Origin of the sequence: Kitasatospora sp. NPDC085895, from assembly GCF_040702125.1 — a bacterium.
In the GTDB taxonomy this organism is placed as follows: domain Bacteria; phylum Actinomycetota; class Actinomycetes; order Streptomycetales; family Streptomycetaceae; genus Kitasatospora; species Kitasatospora arboriphila.
The window spans coordinates 1-16482 of record NZ_JBFBJY010000116.1 but is presented as its reverse complement, the minus strand read 5'-3'; the positions used below and the strand labels follow the sequence as shown (position 1 = coordinate 16482).

At 72.6% G+C, this 16482-nt stretch carries 13 protein-coding genes and 1 pseudogene; 6 read left to right on the top strand and 8 right to left on the bottom strand.

Features of this window, described 5'->3' with window-relative positions:
• Positions 1-114: 114 nt before the first annotated feature.
• From AB0442_RS38295 to AB0442_RS38260, 8 genes are all read right to left on the bottom strand, one after another.
• Positions 115-1206 carry a C40 family peptidase gene (locus AB0442_RS38295; RefSeq protein ID WP_366168154.1) on the bottom strand — a complete coding sequence of 364 codons (1092 nt, stop codon included), beginning with the start codon at positions 1204-1206 and terminating at the stop codon, positions 115-117.
• 2235 nt (positions 1207-3441) lie between these two features.
• Positions 3442-5979, bottom strand: coding sequence for an ATP-binding protein (locus tag AB0442_RS38290; protein ID WP_366168153.1), 2538 nt, complete (start codon positions 5977-5979; stop codon positions 3442-3444).
• The gene (locus tag AB0442_RS38285; RefSeq protein ID WP_366168152.1) at positions 5976-6497 is read right to left on the bottom strand and encodes a hypothetical protein; all 522 of its coding nucleotides are present in this window, start codon (positions 6495-6497) and stop codon (positions 5976-5978) included. The genes AB0442_RS38290 and AB0442_RS38285 overlap by 4 nt, the downstream gene beginning before the upstream one ends.
• Positions 6494-6766: a hypothetical protein gene (locus AB0442_RS38280; protein WP_366168151.1), complete on the bottom strand. Its 273-nt coding sequence runs from the start codon at positions 6764-6766 to the stop codon at positions 6494-6496. The genes AB0442_RS38285 and AB0442_RS38280 overlap by 4 nt, the downstream gene beginning before the upstream one ends.
• 60 nt (positions 6767-6826) lie before the next feature.
• Positions 6827-7861: a conjugal transfer protein gene (locus tag AB0442_RS38275; RefSeq protein ID WP_366168150.1), complete on the bottom strand. Its 1035-nt coding sequence runs from the start codon at positions 7859-7861 to the stop codon at positions 6827-6829.
• Positions 7862-7899: 38 nt separating this feature from the next.
• A complete protein-coding gene (locus AB0442_RS38270; protein WP_366168149.1) occupies positions 7900-8181 on the bottom strand; it encodes a hypothetical protein in 282 nt (93 codons plus the stop codon).
• On the bottom strand, positions 8178-8774 hold the full coding sequence (locus AB0442_RS38265) for a hypothetical protein (protein WP_366168148.1): 597 nt from the start codon (positions 8772-8774) through the stop codon (positions 8178-8180). Before AB0442_RS38265 ends, AB0442_RS38270 begins: the two co-directional genes overlap by 4 nt.
• A gap of 53 nt (positions 8775-8827) precedes the next feature.
• The gene (locus AB0442_RS38260; RefSeq protein ID WP_366168147.1) at positions 8828-9514 is read right to left on the bottom strand and encodes a hypothetical protein; all 687 of its coding nucleotides are present in this window, start codon (positions 9512-9514) and stop codon (positions 8828-8830) included.
• Positions 9515-9940: 426 nt separating this feature from the next.
• Between AB0442_RS38260 and AB0442_RS38255 the strand changes: the two genes are divergently transcribed.
• From AB0442_RS38255 to AB0442_RS38230, 6 genes and pseudogenes are all read left to right on the top strand, one after another.
• A complete protein-coding gene (locus AB0442_RS38255; RefSeq protein ID WP_366168146.1) occupies positions 9941-10453 on the top strand; it encodes a hypothetical protein in 513 nt (170 codons plus the stop codon).
• 178 nt (positions 10454-10631) lie between these two features.
• Positions 10632-11408, top strand: a complete 777-nt coding sequence (locus tag AB0442_RS38250; protein ID WP_366168145.1) for a TnsA-like heteromeric transposase endonuclease subunit — start codon at positions 10632-10634, stop codon at positions 11406-11408.
• Positions 11408-13654: a transposase gene (locus AB0442_RS38245; protein WP_366168144.1), complete on the top strand. Its 2247-nt coding sequence runs from the start codon at positions 11408-11410 to the stop codon at positions 13652-13654. Before AB0442_RS38250 ends, AB0442_RS38245 begins: the two co-directional genes overlap by 1 nt.
• Positions 13651-14934: a TniB family NTP-binding protein gene (locus AB0442_RS38240; protein ID WP_366168143.1), complete on the top strand. Its 1284-nt coding sequence runs from the start codon at positions 13651-13653 to the stop codon at positions 14932-14934. Before AB0442_RS38245 ends, AB0442_RS38240 begins: the two co-directional genes overlap by 4 nt.
• A 3-nt stretch (positions 14935-14937) precedes the next feature.
• Positions 14938-16245, top strand: a complete 1308-nt coding sequence (locus tag AB0442_RS38235; protein WP_366168142.1) for a TniQ family protein — start codon at positions 14938-14940, stop codon at positions 16243-16245.
• A 125-nt stretch (positions 16246-16370) separates the two neighbouring features.
• A pseudogene (locus AB0442_RS38230) lies at positions 16371-16482 on the top strand (IS5/IS1182 family transposase); the annotation flags it as partial.

Genomic DNA, 16482 nt, shown 5'->3' with positions numbered 1-16482 from the left:
TTGAGAAGCTGAATCATCACAGGTCGAGGCACCCTCCTACGCCTATCTCATGCTCCGTCACTAAGCCTGGTCACCACGGTGAATTGGTGAGGCTGATCGGAGCTTAAGGTGGCCTTATGCCACCCGCCGGGCGGCAAGGACTTGCCCGTGGCCCTCCAGGGGGACGATCTCGACGTTGCGTCCCGTCCGCGGTGCCTGTACCAGGAGTCCGTCGCCGATGGACATGGCGACGTGTTCGGGGCGGTCTGCTGTGCCGCGGGTGAAGACCAGGTCGCCCGGCAGCAGTGCACCGGCCGGCACGGCCACGCCTTCGTTGACTTGGTCGTAGGTGGTGCGGCTGAGCCGGATGCCGACGACGCCGTAGGCGCGCTGGACGAGCGAGGAGCAGTCGCACCTCCCGGCCGGGTCGCTGCCGTGGGGGTCGGTGCAGCTGCCGCCCCACTGGTAGGGGGTGCCGAGCTGGCCGAGTGCCCACCGGATCGCGGTCTGCACCGCTGGGGGAGCGGTCGGCGGGATCCGGTAGCCGGCCGGCAGCGCCCCGGCCGGGACAGCCGTGTCCCCGTCGCCTGCCGTACAGCCGGCCGCAGCAACTGTCAGCGCCCCACCCGGTGCCGACACGGCCGGGCCGAGCGCGGGCGCGATCGCCTGCTGCAGCGCGGTGGCGAGAGGCTCGTGCTTGGCGTAGGCGTCCGGGAACGCCGACCTCTGGACCCGCTGGGCGGCGACGGTCAGCGGCAGCTGCTCCCATCCGTCGACCGAGCGGAGCACGCTGTAGAACCGTGTGGACGCGTAGACGGGGTCGAGGATCTGCTCGCGGGTTCCCCAGCCCTGGGACGGGCGCTGCTGGAACAGGCCGAGCGAGTCCCGATCGCCCGAGGGGAGGTTGCGCAGGTCGGACTCCTGCAGGGCGGTGGCCAGGGCGATGACCTGTCCGCGGGCCGAGATCTGCATCTGCAGGCCGGTGGCGACCACGGCCTTGGCGTTGGGGATCTGCTCGGACGGCGAGGACAGGCCCGGGACCGCGACGTCACCGGTGGCGCCGGACAGCAGGGCCCGAACGGCCTGGGTGATCTGCCCGGCATCGGCCGAGCCCGCCGGGTCGCACCGCAGCCGGGAGCGCCGGGCCGCCTCCTCGGCCTGGTCCTGGGCGAGGCCTGCGGCGTGGGCCGCGATGGCGGCGGCCAGGACGAGCGCGAGGACCACCATGACGCTCGCGGCCACGGCCCACGCCTTCTTCTTCGTCTTCACGGCCTGCCTCTGCGCCTGCCTGCGGGCGGCGTCCTGCGGGCAACCCGGTCGAGCCGTTGCCGCAGCTGCTGCTGGCGGGGAGAGGCAGCCGGCTGGGGCGGGACACGGCGCGGCCGCTGCGCCGTCGGCGAGGACTGGCCGGCCGGGGCGCCTGGCGCAGGTGCTGCCTGCTGGGGCGGGGGCGCAGGGGGCATGGCCGGGGCCCGGCGGGGGCGCGGCTGGCCGGGCGTGGTCTGGCCGGGACGGCGCTGCTGCTGCGAGGGCGACCTGCCGGGGCAGCCGGCCGACCGCTGGCGGCCTTCGGACGGGGGCGGCGGCCCGCAGTGCGGCCGCCGGCGCCGAGGCGGGACAGCAACGCGGTGGCGCCCACCGACTGCGGCATGGCGTAGCCGATCGCGGCGAGTGGGTTGCCCTGCAGGAGGGCTGCGCCCGCCATCGTCGTGCGCACCGCGGTGCGCACCGCGGTCCGGGCGACGGCCGGCTTCTTCGCGACGGTGGGAGGCGGCGGGGTGAAGATGCTGCCGTGGGTGCCGCCGATGCCAGCGCCGGTGAGCTTGGTGCGGAGGTTCGCGGCGACCTGGCGGGTGCGATCGGAAAGCTGGCGGCGCTTCTTCACGGCGGCGATGCACACCAGGTCCACGCACAGGAACCGCAGCGTCAGCTCTGAGCCCCAGTCGGTCTGGACGGGGTCGAGGACGGCGCGGATGACGACGATGAACACGGCCAGGCCGAGCACACTGGTGATCATCAGGGCGAGGGAACGCTGCACGGAGGCGCACCAGTCCCACAGGAAGCCGCGGCCGGCGCCTGGAATGGTGCCGGCGACGAGCGCGGCCTCGCCGCGGATCGCGTCCCACGCGATGCGGCACTGTGCGACGAGGAACGACCCGGTTAGGGCGCAGATGAGGATGGTGACGATCAGGGCGGCGACGAGGAGGAACAGGGCGCCGCCGACCTTGTCGAGGCTGGCCTTCTTCGCCGCCGAGGCGTCGCCGGGTACGCACTTCTTCTCGAAGGCGTCCATGGGCGGGCTGCCGAAGTGGTCGGAGGTCCAGCGGGTGCTCATGTCGATCTGGGTGTCGTACCAGGAGGTGATCGCGGAGCCGAACGGCAGGTACTCGGCGAGGCCGGTGACCTTCTTGAGGGTGGCGGCGCGGGCGGCCAGCTGCCGGTCGTAGGCGAGCTGGGCGAGTTTGCTGTCGGAGTACGCCTTCGCGCAGTCGCCCTCGAAGGTGCGCCCGTACTGCAGCAGCATGGCGGGCCGGACGATGAACGCATCGGTGAGCGCGTCGGTGAGCGGGCGGACCAGCGCCGGGACGGAGGCCTCGTTGGTGGGCACGACGGGCCCGATCGGGTGGGTGCGGGCGGGGTCGGCGTCCAGGACGACGCCGGCGACCTCCAGGGCCAGGCCGCGCGCGGCGGCGATCGCCCCGGTGTCGGAGCCGAGCAGGGTCTGCGGCGGCGAGACGAGGAGCGTGGTGGTCAGCGCGGCGAGCAGGACGGACAGGGCTGCGTCGCCCCAGCCGCGGGCCTTGTTGCCGAAGAAGATCCGGGCGGTGCACAGCAGCGCGCACACCGCGAGCGCCACGGACGGCAGGCCCATCTCGACGATGACGCGGGTGTGCAGGGAGTTCGCCACCGACAGCACCGGCTGCATGAGGATCTTGGCCAGGCCGAACGACAGCGCCCAGGAGACCAGCCAGCAGCAGAAGCAGATCGCCCACTTGGTGACCATGAAGCAGAACTCGGCGAACAGGTTCTCCAGCCCGAGGTCCCAGTCGAGAGCGCCACCGGTGTCGCTCTGGATGGTGTAGGCGGAGATCGGCATGCCGCCGCGGTCGGTGACGTTGAAGACGCCGAGGACACCGCCCTCGGCGGGCAGCAGCTCGCGCAGCCGCTTCGTCGCCGCGTTCAGGAGGGCCTGCTGCTGCTCGGGGGAGAGCTTCTCGCCCTGCTCCCGCAGGATCTGCTGGATCTGCTCCAGCTCCTGCGGCGTGGGCGCGTTCGGCCCGGCAGGCACGGTGACGGTCGGGCCCGGCGCAGGGGTGGGATCGGCATGGGCAGGCACGGATGCCAGGACGGTCAGGGCGGTGGCGGCGAGCGCGGACAGCAGCAGCGCCGCGCGGACCCGGGCCGGCCCCAGGATGCGCAGGCACCGCCACCACGCCCGCACACGCAGGCCGGTACAGGTCCTCATGCCGCGACCCGGCCGGTGGGGGTGGTGTGGATCGCGCCAGCTGCCTGCGGGTCAAGGGGAATCAGGACCTTCATCAGGCCGATCCGGCCCCCCAGGTCGCGGTAGAGGCACTCGCCGGCGCGCCGGCTGCGCTCCGCCTCGGGCAGGTCGATAACCGGGGACAGGCCGGCGGTGACCGTCTCGAGCAGCTGGGAGTCGGCGCCGTCCACGCCGAGGAAGGCCAGAGCGCGCCGGGCGAGGTCCCGGCTGGTCTGCCGAAAGACCAGCCGATGCGGGATCAGGCCGCGCACCACGGTGCCCTTCTCGCTGTCGGCGGGGCCGATGTCGAACGGGTCGTGCGAGCCGACGTATGCGGCCGCGTTGTGCTTGCGGCCGTCGCGGATCAGCTCCAGCAGCAGATCCAGGCCCTCGTCGCTGGAGGTGAGCCACCAGCACTCGTCGAACACGGCGACGCCGAACTCCCGCGGGTCGGCCATCACCGTCTCGCGGGCGACGGCCGCGATCAGGTACATCACGGCCCGGCCGAGGACCTTCTCGAACTCCAGGCGCTCGATGCGGTGCTCCGAGGTGAGCTCGTCGCGCTTGGGCAGCTGCAGGGAACGGACGGCGAAGACGACTGCGTCCGCGCGGCGGGTGTCGACGACGGGCAGCGCCTCGTCGAAGACGACCGCGGCCAGGTCCTTGCGGGCGACCGCCCGAAGCTTGCGGGCCAGGGCCTTGGCCGCGCCGTCGTCCGTGCCGCGCTCGGCGAGCTCGTCGACCAGGGCGCGCATGCTCGGCGCGGGCCGCTGCAGGACGGCCTGCACCGCCTCCGATAGGGCCACGCCCTCCAGGTCCATTGGCCGCACCCCGAGCAGCAGGGTCAGGAACGACTCGCAGAACCGGGCCGCCGCCTTCGGCGCATCGGCGTACAGCCGCAGCGGGTCCAGGCTCACCTCGGCGTCCTGGTCGATGCGGATGACCTGGGTGGTACCGGGGCAGGCCGCGGTGAAGCGCACCCACTCCTCGTCCTTGGTGCGGTCCACGATCACCGCGCGGCCGCGCGATCCCGCCAGCCGGGTGCGCCCGCGGGCCAGGACGTTGAACACGGCGGTCTTCATGCCAACGGACTTGCCGGCCCCCAGCTCGCCGAGGAACGCCATCGACGCGGACGCGTCCGCACGCGGCCCGCGGGCCGGGTCGACGAGGACCGGCCGCGCGCCGCCGCCGGCCGACAGCTGCAGCGCAAACAGCGCGCCCTGCTCGTCGCCGAGCTGGGACCCGCACCACGGCATCGCCATCGCGAAGTCCCGGGCCAGCAGGTACTGCGCGTAACTCAGCATCACCCGCGGCGTGCGGCAGCCGGGCAGCATCGCGTGCCACAACGCCGCCTGCTCGCCCACCGGCCGGGCAAAGGTGTACTCGCACGCGCCGAAATCGGACGACAGCGCGGCGGCCCGCTCCTGCGCCTGCTCGGCCGTGGCTCCCCACACGGCGAGGGTGACCATCGCGCGGACCTCCACCTCCCGCGCCGAGGCCATCAGCCGGTCGCGGTACTCGTCGTTGTCCGCCGAGTGCCGGGCCACCGACGCAGGAGGACCGGCCGGGTCCCCCTCGTACTCGGCGGCCTGGGCGCGCAGGTGCCGCGAGCGTCGGCGGACCGTCGCCTCGGCCGTGGCGCCGGGCACGACGACCAGACGGGCCGTCCAGTCGACCGGGTAGGGCAGGGCGTCCATCTGCTGCAGATAGGCCGCGCCGGGCAGCGCGAACGCCTCCGGCATCTCGGAGAGCGCCAGCAGCGCCTGGTGGGAATCGCCCCACTCGGTGGACACCTGCAGGAACCGCCGCCGGAACGGATTACCCGTCGGCCGACGGCCGGTGAAGTCGGCGCCGCCCTCGGCGAGCAGCACCTCGCCCAGCGCGGCCGGCACCCGGCCGCGGCCGCGCAGCGCCGGTCCCGGCCCGTCGGGCAGCAGCGGCTCCACCAGGCCGCGCCGGGCACTGTGCCCGTAGATCCACAGGATCTCGGCCTCACTGGCGGGCCGCATCGCCACCCCACCGGGCCAGCGTGCCTGCAGCGCCCGCGCCTGCTCGATCCGCCGCTGCACCTCGGCGTCGCCGATCGCCGCGGGCAGCAGGCCCAGCTGCAGGTCCAGCTCGGCGCGGGCCGCCGAGACGATGCCAGCCAGCGAGTCCCGCCACGACAGCGACGGCAGCGGGACGGCCAGCCAGTCGGTGCGACCGGTCAGCTCCATCTGCTCCAGCTCGTCCAGCACGCGGTGGCCGAGCTGCTCCCAGCGGGGGCTGGCTTCCAGGTCCACTCCGGTGATCATCGACCGGACCACGGAGACCGGGTCGACCTGCGGGCACAGGCTCAGCAGCATCGGCTCGCCGACCAGCGACTTCACGAGCGCCTCGATCGCCTGCAGCCGGGCCCGCTTCACCGCCGGGGATGCGAAGGAGACGTTGGCCGCCTCCACCCGCCACAGGGCCCAGCAGGTCCCGTGCGTGGTCCAGATGACATGCCCGGCGACATGCCTGACCGGCAGCTTCACAGCGCCACCTCCTGACCGTTCCGGCTGGCCAGCAGACCCTGAACACGCGACGGAACCGCCCCGGCCGCAGGGGCCGGCAGCGCCTTTGTGCTGTCGGCGCCGACCGTCACCACCGCCCGGCCCACGCGCGGCCGGGCAGGCCGAAACGCCCGCCCGTGCAGACGCCCGGTCCCACAACCCGTGGCCATCACCGCCACGCTGGCCAGGGCCGCCACCGGGTTCCGGCCGTCGATGTGCACCCGCCGCAGGGCGAGGGCCACACCGAACGGCACCCCGGCCATCACCACCAGGTCCACCCACCCGTGGTGCCCCCACACCGGCCGGGAGAGCACCAAAACCACCACCGCGGCCACCATCGCGCCGAGCTGGGTCACCGTGTACGGGCCGCCCGGCAGCCGCAGGCTCTGCCCACCGCCGCCCGGCACCACGCCCACCACCACGGGCGTGCGCCGCGCCTTGGTGAAGCAGCGCCCCACCAGCTCTTCGTCGTCCGGCCCGCCGGCGCCCGCGGCACTCACCGGTCACCGCGCTGAACGGTGTCGTAGTGCGTGATGTCCTCGGTGGCCTTGTCCTTCAGCGTGTCCATGTGCGCCGCCAGGCCCCACACGACCGCCGCGAGGATGCACGCCACGATCGTCGGCCCCGGCGCTCGTGTCTTCCAACCGACCACCAGGACGAACAGACCGCACAGCACCGGGATGCCGACGTTGAAGATCAGGTCGCGGATGTCGCCGCCAAGGCCCCTGCCGGTGCTGATCCAGCCGGCCGCGAGCACCATCGTGTGCATGTGGGTTCTCCTCGTTCGAGAAATTCAGAAAAGGGACAGGGGAAGGAATTCGTAATGCGGTCAGTGAGGGGCGGCAGTGGACGGGCCGACAGGGGAGGACTGGCCGGGCGCGGGCACCGAACCGTCCGCCTCGGCCGGGGCCCCCTCCAGCGCCGCGATCTCCCACCGCCCGGCCCGGGCGCTGAGCGTGAACGCATAGGACAGGGGCACGCGCGCGCCGTCCGGCCCGGTTGCCCGCACGACGGCCAGCAGCCGAACCCGAACCCCGTCACGCGGCACCGCCCCGGCCACATCACTGCCCTCGACGGCGACTTGGTCGACCGCGACCGCGGTATACGGGGCCGGGAGGACCGGGCCGATCCGCGTGCCGGGCGCCAGGAACCGGTCCAGCGGCGCCCCAGACCCCGTCAGATACGCCGCCAGGAACGACCCCACCGCCTGCACCAGAGGATCGGACGGCAACGCCGGCCGCACCGACCCGTACACCAGCGCCGGAGCATCGATGCGGGCCGGCGCGGACACCTCGGCGGGCATCGCCAGCGCGACGAACCCGCTCGACCCGTCCGCTGCCGCAGCCGTTGCCACCGGCACCTGGAAATAGCGCACCGCCCCCGCAGCGCCCGGCTGCGAACCCTGCCTGCCCGGCCCGGAGTCAGCCGACGGAGAGGCCGAAGGCGCCGACCGGTCGACGATCCGGGCCGCCACCGTCACCGACCACACGTCCCGGTCGGTCTGCCGCAGACGCACCACTGTCAGCTGCTCCCCGCGCCGCTGGCCCGGCGTCCCCTCGAAGTGCAGCGCCGACGCGCCGGGGAAGTACGCGGCGAGCTCGGCCTGGTCGCCGTCGCCCGCCCCGATGAACGCCGCGACGAACAGCTGGGCAAACCCCGCCGCGCCCTGCCCGCCCGAAGCCGGCGCCGCCGCAGGCACCGGCCGCACCGGAGCCGCCGCCGAGCTGGCCGACACGAACGCCGCGCCACCGAGGACCGGCCCCAGCACCAGCAGCCCCCACGCCGCCCACCGCACCGCGGCCACCGCGTTCGCCCGCCCGCCGACCGACCAACCGCCGGCCTCGACGACGCGGCCGTCGCCCACCGCGCCGGGCTTCGCCGACGACCGCTTCCACCACGACCTCACGCCGCACCCCCCGCGACCGCCGCCCACAACCGCCGACCCGTCAGCTCCGCGATCCGCGCCCGCACCCGCTCCTCAGGCCACTGCTCCAGCACCCGCAGCGACTCCAACACCCGCGCCGCGTCCTGTTCCAAAAAGGCCCGCAGCCGGTCATGGGTCTCCGTATCGAATGGCCGGTGCACCAGCGCCGCACCGAGCCCGACCAGCAGCCGCTGCGCCCGCGCCACCCGCTCCTCGTCCGCCGCCAGCCCACCCAAGGCGGCCTCGTCGACCGTGGTCACAGCGCCACCCCCGCAGGCAGATACACGCTCTCGTTCTCGTCCACCGCCAGCAGCGCTCGCTCTCCCGGACCGCACAGCGCGGCTCGTCCGGCGTGCGCCAGCAGCTCGCGGGCATCACCGGTGAACCGGTGCCCGTCCCCGAAGACGCCACTGCTGTCGCCCACCAGCACCGCAGCCCGACCCAGGGCCTCAACAGCCCGGCCGACGGCCAGGAGCTGCTGCACGCCGACGTAGGCCTCGCGGAACCAGGCAGGCGGCACCTCAGCCAGAGCCTGCTCCCACTGCTCCTGAGGAGTCAGCGACCACTGCAGCACCTCGCCGCCCGCACCAGCCGACCGCCGTCGCGCTGTACGGACGAGCCGACGGACCAGCGGGACCGGCCACAGCAGGACCAGCACCACCCACACCAAACCGGCGGCGACCACAGCGCCCCGGTCCGCGCCGATCGCAGGCCGGCCGCGGCCGACCCAGTCGGCGCTGATGCCGACGACCGACAGGTAGGCGCCACCAACCACCAGGTAGCACAGCACCCCCAAGACCAGCAGGCGCTGATGGACGCCCATCTCCAGGGCGAACCACACGTCCCACAGCATCGAGAAGCCTCCAAGGAAGGGAAGAGGAAGAGATCGGAAGGAGAGGGAGAGGATCAGGCGGCCGTCTGCAACGAGTCCCTCAGCGCACGCACCGCACGAGAGCGGCGGCGCTGCCACGCACCGGCCGTCGTGCCGAACCGCTCCGCCGCCCGGCCGTCCGGCACCGAATCGGCGGCGTAGAACCACGAGACCGAGCAGCCGTCGGCCGGCGAGAGCGTGCCGGACGCCATCGCCTCCAGGAGAAGCTCCAGCAGTTCCAGCCGGGCACCGGAAACCCCCTCGCCGACGGCCCCGGCCCACTCGAGGTCTGCATCCGCCGCCGCCCGGCCCACCGTCCGCGACCACACCAGATCGGCCGGCCGCTGCGCCGGGTCCGGCACCTCCTCGGCAGTGAGCAGGTCCACGCCGAGCGCCTCCCGGTCGGCGGCCAGATCACGGCAGACCAGGCGCAGCGCGTCCAGGAGGAGGTTGGCCGCCGGCCGCCCCGGGCGTCCGTGGATCCGCCCCGAGCGAGCCGCCTCGAACAGCGCGGCGATTGCGACATGGCCGACCTCGTCGAAAGTCCGGCCACCGAACGAGCGGACCTGCCCCCGGGCCATCCGCACCGCGGCCGGCACCATCGCCTGCACCACCACCCGCGCGGCCAGCACCGTAGACCCACCACGCCCACCGGCCTGCTCCAACAGACACCGCAGCATCGCGTCGCCCCGCGAACCGCCCGACCGCACGACGGCCAGCACCTGCTCCGGGCCGCCAGCAGCCTCCAGCCCCGCCGCCGACAACCACCGCACCGCGCAGGCCCGCATCCGGGCATCCGCGCACAGCTGCGCCCAGTCGCTGTCTAGGCGGCCGAAGACTCCCCCAGCGGGTCGCAACAGATCGAACACGGCACAACTCCTCTCGGATCTCGTGCCGTGAACTCTCCTCAGCAAGGCTTGCCCGGGATCTTGCCTGAACCCCGATCAGATCAATTCGCAGGCTTGCCCCTCGCTCGGGCAAGCCGATGCGTCCCCGGGCAAGCTGGCCGATGACCCGCACCAGCCCTCACGCAATGCACCCAGAGGAGGACTGTCGTGCATGCCAGACGGACCGACAGCCACCGACCACACCACCCGCGTTTCCACCCGAGCGGAAACGCGGCATGCGGCAGGGCTACGATCCCGACCATGACTTTCAACCCGGGCGGAAACGAGATGCTCTTCGGTGCACCGGCCTGCGCCGTGTGCGGCGGAGAGCTCAAGTGGGGCGGCCGAGGCCGACGCCCGGAGTACTGCTCGCGAGCGTGCTCCTCCAAAGCCGCCCGAGACAGGGAGAAGCGGCGACACGACGCCGCCCTAGCGGCAGCCGCCGAATCCTCCCGGGAAGAAACCGGCGCGGCCGAGGAGGGAACCCGCGGCGAGCTGCTTAACCTCGCCGACCAGCTGCGAACCCTGGACACGCGCTGCTTCGCCGAGCTCGACAGCGCAGCTCACAGCGCCGACGTGGCACGCGCTCGCCAGGCGCTGGAAGACCTGACGCGCGACACAGAAGCCCTGTTCGCCCGCTACCGGCAGCTTGCCCAGCAGCTCTTCGCCGAGTGGCAGGCGAACCTTGCTGACGAGGACCCGTCCCACCCTGCCGTTTCCACCCGGGAAGAAATGGCCCTGCTCCCCGCTGGCGCCACATCCGCCCCGGTGTGACTGCGATCGGTAGTTTGCGAATGCGAGCTGTAGTTTGCGAGCGGCGGTCTGGGGGCTGGTCGAGTCGCGTTGAGTAGTGGTCATGTGTGGTCTCGGGCAGCGCTGAGGTGTGCGGCCGTGCTGCTGTGTACCGGTGGGCGCTTCGGCTGGGGCCTTGATCGGATCCGATGTGTGCGGCGTGGACGATCTGCTGGTGGCGTACGCGGGTGATGCTGCGGAGCGGGATCGTCTTCGGCTGGCGGATGGCTGGCTGCGTCGCTGGGTGGGTACGTGGCTGGTCGGCGGGACTGAGGTCTCGTGGCCGCTCGGGGACATGGCGTCGGTTCCGGTGTCGGCGTCGCGGCCGGTGCGGAGGTTCACGTGGCGGTCTCGGCAGGGGCACCGGCCTGGGCTGCAGTTCATGGTCTCCACGGGGCGGCACCATGGTTTCGAGTCGCTGGAGGAACAGCGTCTGCTGCTCGCGCTGGACTTCGTCGGCGTGCTGGAGGTCCTGCCGCAGCCGTTCGAGCTGGACTTCGAGCACCGGGGCGGTCGGTCGCGCCATGTCCCGGACTTCCTGGCGGTGATGCCCGGCGGCAGGGTACGGCTCTTCGACGTCCGCCCGGAGCGGCTGATCAAGCCGGAGGACCGGCTGAAGTTCGCCGCTGCCCGGGAGGCGGCGGCGGCCTGCGGTTGGAGCTATTCGGTGGTGGCTGGCTGGCGGGAGCACGTGCTGACCGGCTTGGACCACCTGTCGTCCCAGCGCCGCCCGCTGCCGGACCGGCTCGGTCTGGAGGGAGAACTGCTGGCGGCGGCGCCGCTGCGGTTCGGTGAGCTGGTGGCGGCGACCAGCCTGCCGGCCGTCGCCCGCGCGCACGCGACGCATTTGCTCTGGCACCGGCGCCTGGGCGTCGATCTGGGCCAGCCGCTCGGCGACACGTCGCCGGTCTGGCCCACCCGCGTCGGCGGCCTGTGATGCGGGCGTTCGACCTGGCAGTTGGCGCGCGGGTGGTGCTGAACGGCGTCGAGTGGACGGTCACCGGGATCGAGCCGCAGTTCGGGCGGCTGACGCTGGCCATCGAGGAGGGCCGGACGGAGGTCCGCTCGATCGCCTGGCTGGTCAACCATCCCGATGCCCGGCCGGGCCGACCCGGGTCCGCACCGGCCGCGGGGACGGGCATCCAGCCTGTCGGCCTGGCGGACCTGACGGAAGACCAGCTGCGGCGGGCCCGGTTGCGGGCTGAGCACGTCCGGGAGGCGGTGACCGGGTTCCGCGAGGGGGCAGCGTCCTTGGCCAGGCCGGGCGAGCCGCGGCCTGCCTACGATCCTTCGACCACGACGCTGACCGAGCGGCGGCGGGCGAAGGTCGCCGAGTTGCAGGCACTGCCCGCCAGCGAGGCGGCGATGCTGGGACTTGCCGGGCTGGGACTGCGCACGATCGAGGGGCTGTCCACGGTCGCGCCGCAGGATCTGCTGACGGCCTGCGCGGACGGCCGGTGGACCCGGCGGCGCGGTCCGCGCCGCAGCATCACGGCGGAGATCCGCGAGGCGGTCTTCGCAGTCCGCAAGGAGTGCGAAGGGCGTTCGCGGATCAGCATGAGCGCGAAGCACCGTCTACTGCACCAGTACGTCGCGGAGCGGTTTCCCGACTTCCCGACCGAGAAGGTCCCCTGCCGGGGCACGCTGGCCGCGGTCTGGGCGGAGTGGTTCGGTCCGCAGGGCGGCCGGCAGCGTTACCTACGGTCGGCCGCGGCAGCGGAGGAGGCGGGCGTCCAGGGCCGGGTGGTGGTCCACCGGCCGGGTCAGGTGCTGGCGCTGGACTCCACTCCGCTGCCGGTCATGCTGCGCGAGTCGGTGTTCGGGGAGCCGGTGAGCGCGACGCTCACGCTCGGCTTGGACCTGTTCACGCACTCGGTCCCAGCGTTCCGGCTCACCCCGCAGGCGGATCAGTCGGTCGACGTCGCCATGCTCCTGCGGGACGTGATGCTGCCGCTGCCGATGCGCCCGGGCTGGGGCGAGGAGATGGCCTGGCCCTATCCCGGCGTCCCCGCCGAGATCGTGGCCGAGTTCGCCGGTCACGAGGTCGCCGCCCTGCCGTTCTTCACCCCGGAGACGGTCACCACCGACCACGGCGGCTCCTACAAGAGCCACGAACTGGTCGCGGCGGAGCGGGAGCTGGGCTGCAACGTCCTGCCCGCCCGGGCTCTGCGTCCGACCGACAAGTTCGCCGTCGAGCGCGCGTTTTCCGCGTTCAAGACGCTGCTGTTCGAGCACCTTCTCGGGTTCACCGGAACGGACGTCGCGGACCGCGGAAGCGATCCGGAGGCGGACGCGGTGCTGACGTTCTCCCAGATGGAACACCTGATCGCGACCTGGATCGTGAAGGTCTGGCAGGTCAGGGAACTGGGCGAGTACGCCCCGGCCTGGGGCCCGGGCGAGCGGCACAGCCCGAACTCGCTGTTCGCGGCGGCGATGCAGCAGGGCGGCTTCTCCCTGCGGATCCCCGAGCCGGAGCTCTACTACCGGCTGCTTCGCCGGCACCACGTCAAGATCCATCCGCGTCGCGGGGTGAAGATCCTCGGCCTTTGGTATCACGCTCCGGTCCTCGACCAGCCGCGCTACCTGCTGCCGTCGCAGCGCGGCGGCCGGCACGCAGGCAAGTGGGCCGTCTCCAGCGACCGGCGCGACCGACGCACCGTGTTCTTCCAGGACCCCGACGACCACCAGGTTTGGCACGCGCTGCGATGGAACGGGCTGCCGCCCGAAGGCGAGGTCCCCGCGTTCTCCGACAAGACCGCGGCCGACCTCCTCGCCGAGGTCAGGCGGGCCGGCCTGGCCCCGCGCTCGGACGCCGAGCTGCTGCCGGTCCTGCTGGGGTTGCTGGGCTCGGTCACCCCGGTCGCGGCCTGGCCGAGCCAGGCCGGGAAGAAGGATCGGGCCGCCCGCTCGCGCGAGCACACGCGGGCCCAGGCAGCGGCCGCCGACCGGCCACAGCCCGACGCCGTCCCGGAGTCCGCGGCGATGCCGCAACCGTGGGAGCGGCACGCCAGGACCGTCCGGGCGGCGGTCGACGCCGACCGCCGCCGCCGGCGCGAGAGCGCGGAGCCCGCCGCGCTGACGGCTCCGCCGCTGCTGGAGGACTCCTTGCGCGGCAACTTGTTCCTCCTTCCCGCCCACGCCCCGGTCGACCGGGCCGACGACGAACCCCTGGAGAACACGTGACGGTATCCGGACCGGACGGTCCGCAGAAGACGTGGCCGTCGCGGGAACGGCTCGCCGAGCTCGTGCTGCGGCCCACGCTGCACCGCGACACCTTCGAGGGCTGGCAGCACTACCGTCGCACCCGCGGCCAGTTGCTGCCCCCGCCGCACCTGACCCCGAAGCAGTGGTCGACGCTGCCCGTCGACCGCCGCTTCGACTACGACATGTTCCGCCGGCTGACGAACGTGAACCTGCCGCTGCAGCAGACCCCGATGGCGGCGAAGGTGACCCGGCTGATCAAGCGGAGGCTGCACGGCAACGCGCTCAAGATGGACGACCCGACGCTGGCCGGGGTGATGGTCAGCGGCTTCGGCCACTACGGCAAGACCGCCACGGTCAGCGCGGTCTGCGCAGCGTTCGAGGACTCCTGGCTACAGCTCCACGACTTCCTCAACCCTGCCGCCGTCCCCGGCACCGCCGACCTGCACGCGCCGGTCGTCTATGTCTCCACCCCGGTCACCGCCACCCCGAAGAGCACCTGCCAGGCGATCCTGCGGTTCTTCCGGGCCGACATGCGCGCCTCGGCGACGCTGCCCCGCCTGGTCCAGCTGGTCGCCGACACGTTGCGGGACCACGGGGTTCGCGCGCTGGTGCTGGACGACATCAGCCGGTTGAGGATGCACCGCGCCGACGACCAGGACGTGCTCGACCTGATCCGCGCGTTCATGAGCCTGGGCGTCACCTTGATCCTCACCGGAGTGAACATCCCCGGCACCGGGCTGCTACGCGAGGCGAAGTGGAACGCGCGGCAGCAGCAGTGGGTGCTGCCCTCCGTGGAGTCCAGCCGCGTCAACGGCCTGGAGCCCACCCAGACGGAGCACCGCTTCGAGCTGGTCGAGATGGACCGCTTCCGCTACACCACCAGCGATCAGATCAACGCGTTCCTGCAGCACCTGTGCGGCATCGAGGTCCACCTGCGGCTGCTGAACGCCAAGCCGGGCATGCTGACCGAGGGCACGATGCCGGAGTATCTGATGCGCCGCACGAACGGCATCGTCGGGCTCCTGAGCCGTCTCATCGAGGACGGCTGCCAGGAAGCCATGGACAGCGGCCGCGAACTGCTGGACGAAGCCACGTTGGACGAGATCGTGATCCGCCGCGACGACCCGCAGCTGGCCCCGGAAGAGATCGACCCCACACCCCCGGCCACCGCCCCGCGGACACCTGCCCGCCGGCGCCGCGGCCGCAACACCGTCTTCGACGACCATGGCCCCGCCGCGGCGGCCGGCTCGGCAGGTTGAGCCATGGCCGTCCCCGACCACCGCATGGCCAGATGTCTGGTCCCGCTGCCGGACGAATCGCTGCCCGGCTTCGCCCTCCGCCTCGGCCACCGCCTCCACCTGCCCCCGGGACACATCCTCTGGCGGCTCGGCCTCCTCGGCGCCCAGACCACCGCGACCATCGCCCCCAGCGGCCGCCTGTTCTTCATCGACCCCGTCAGGCGCGAGCGACTCGCCCGGATCATCGGGACCACCGCGCAGACCGTCGACCAACTGACCCTGCACCCACTCGCCCGCCGGTTCCCGCCGGCGGCCCACGCAGTGAGCTGGCCCCGCGGTCCGGGCGAATTGCCCAAACCCCGCCAGATCGCCCCGCCCTGGATCCTGTCCTCGTTCAGCCGCTACTGCCCCCACTGCCTGGCCGGAGACGGCTCGGCCGTCCAAGAACGCCACGGTGGCCCCTGGCGCCGCCGCTGGCGACTGGCCACCAGCTTCGCCTGCGTCCGACACCGCGTGTTGCTGAAGCACGAGTGCCCCGGCTGCCACCAGCCGTCCGGCCTCGCGGCGAACGGATCCGGGCCCGGTCACCACCTCTTGCTGATCGGCAACCCCGGACTGGAAGGCCTCCACCCGGCCGCCTGCCGCAACACCCAGGCCGGACAACGCGCCGTGACCTGCGGCTACCGACTCGACAAGCCGGCCGACGCGCCCCTGGGGACCCTGCCGCAGAACCTCGCTGAACTGCAGTTCCGCCTCGATCGTCTCCTCGACGATGAAACCGCGCCGGAGGACGCCTTCGCGACCTTCGCCGACCTGCAGACGATCACCGCGGTTGTCCTCGCGACCTGGCCGGCAACGGCGGACATGGTCCCGTTCGAGCAGGGAGCCGCCGTCGACGAGCACCTCGCCGCGCAGGAGAAGCGACTGCCCGGCTTCACCGTCCAGAGCGCGCCGCGCGACGAAGGCGTCTTCTGGACCTACCTGCCGCGCGCGTCCATCGGTGCCGGCGCGGTCCTGTCCATCGCCGACCGGTTGCTGAGCCTTCCGGACGGGGAACTGATGCAGGAGCTCGGGCGGCTTGCCCCCCGATGCCCCGAACGCGACGGCAAGCGCTGGGGAGCCACCTGGAAACTCCTCGAAAGAGAGGCCACGCTCGTCCGCCGCGCGGTCGTCCAGCAAGCCCTGCGCAAGCGTCCTGTCGATCGGCGGCGGCGAATCCCCTCCACGGCCTGGTCGCGCCGCCAGGTCATTCCTTCGCTCCTCGCACTCAAGATCGAAGGTTGCCAGGGTTTCGCATCCGAGAACATCCCCCAGGAACTACCCGACCAGTGAGCGTTTTCAGCGCGGGCACCGATCGGGTGACGGCTGGGTGACGTCAGCGGGCAGCGAAACGAGCGAGGCTCTCCGACGGTTGAGTGAGATGTCTGACGTCTCAACTCGTTGGCCGGAGAGCCTCGTTGGTTGTCTATCCTGTATCACTGGACCTGCCGCACGCGCTGGTGGAGTGGGTCACCATGCTGATTGTCACCCGTGAGGGTGACCGGCGCTGCAAGCTCCGGCCGTCGCAAC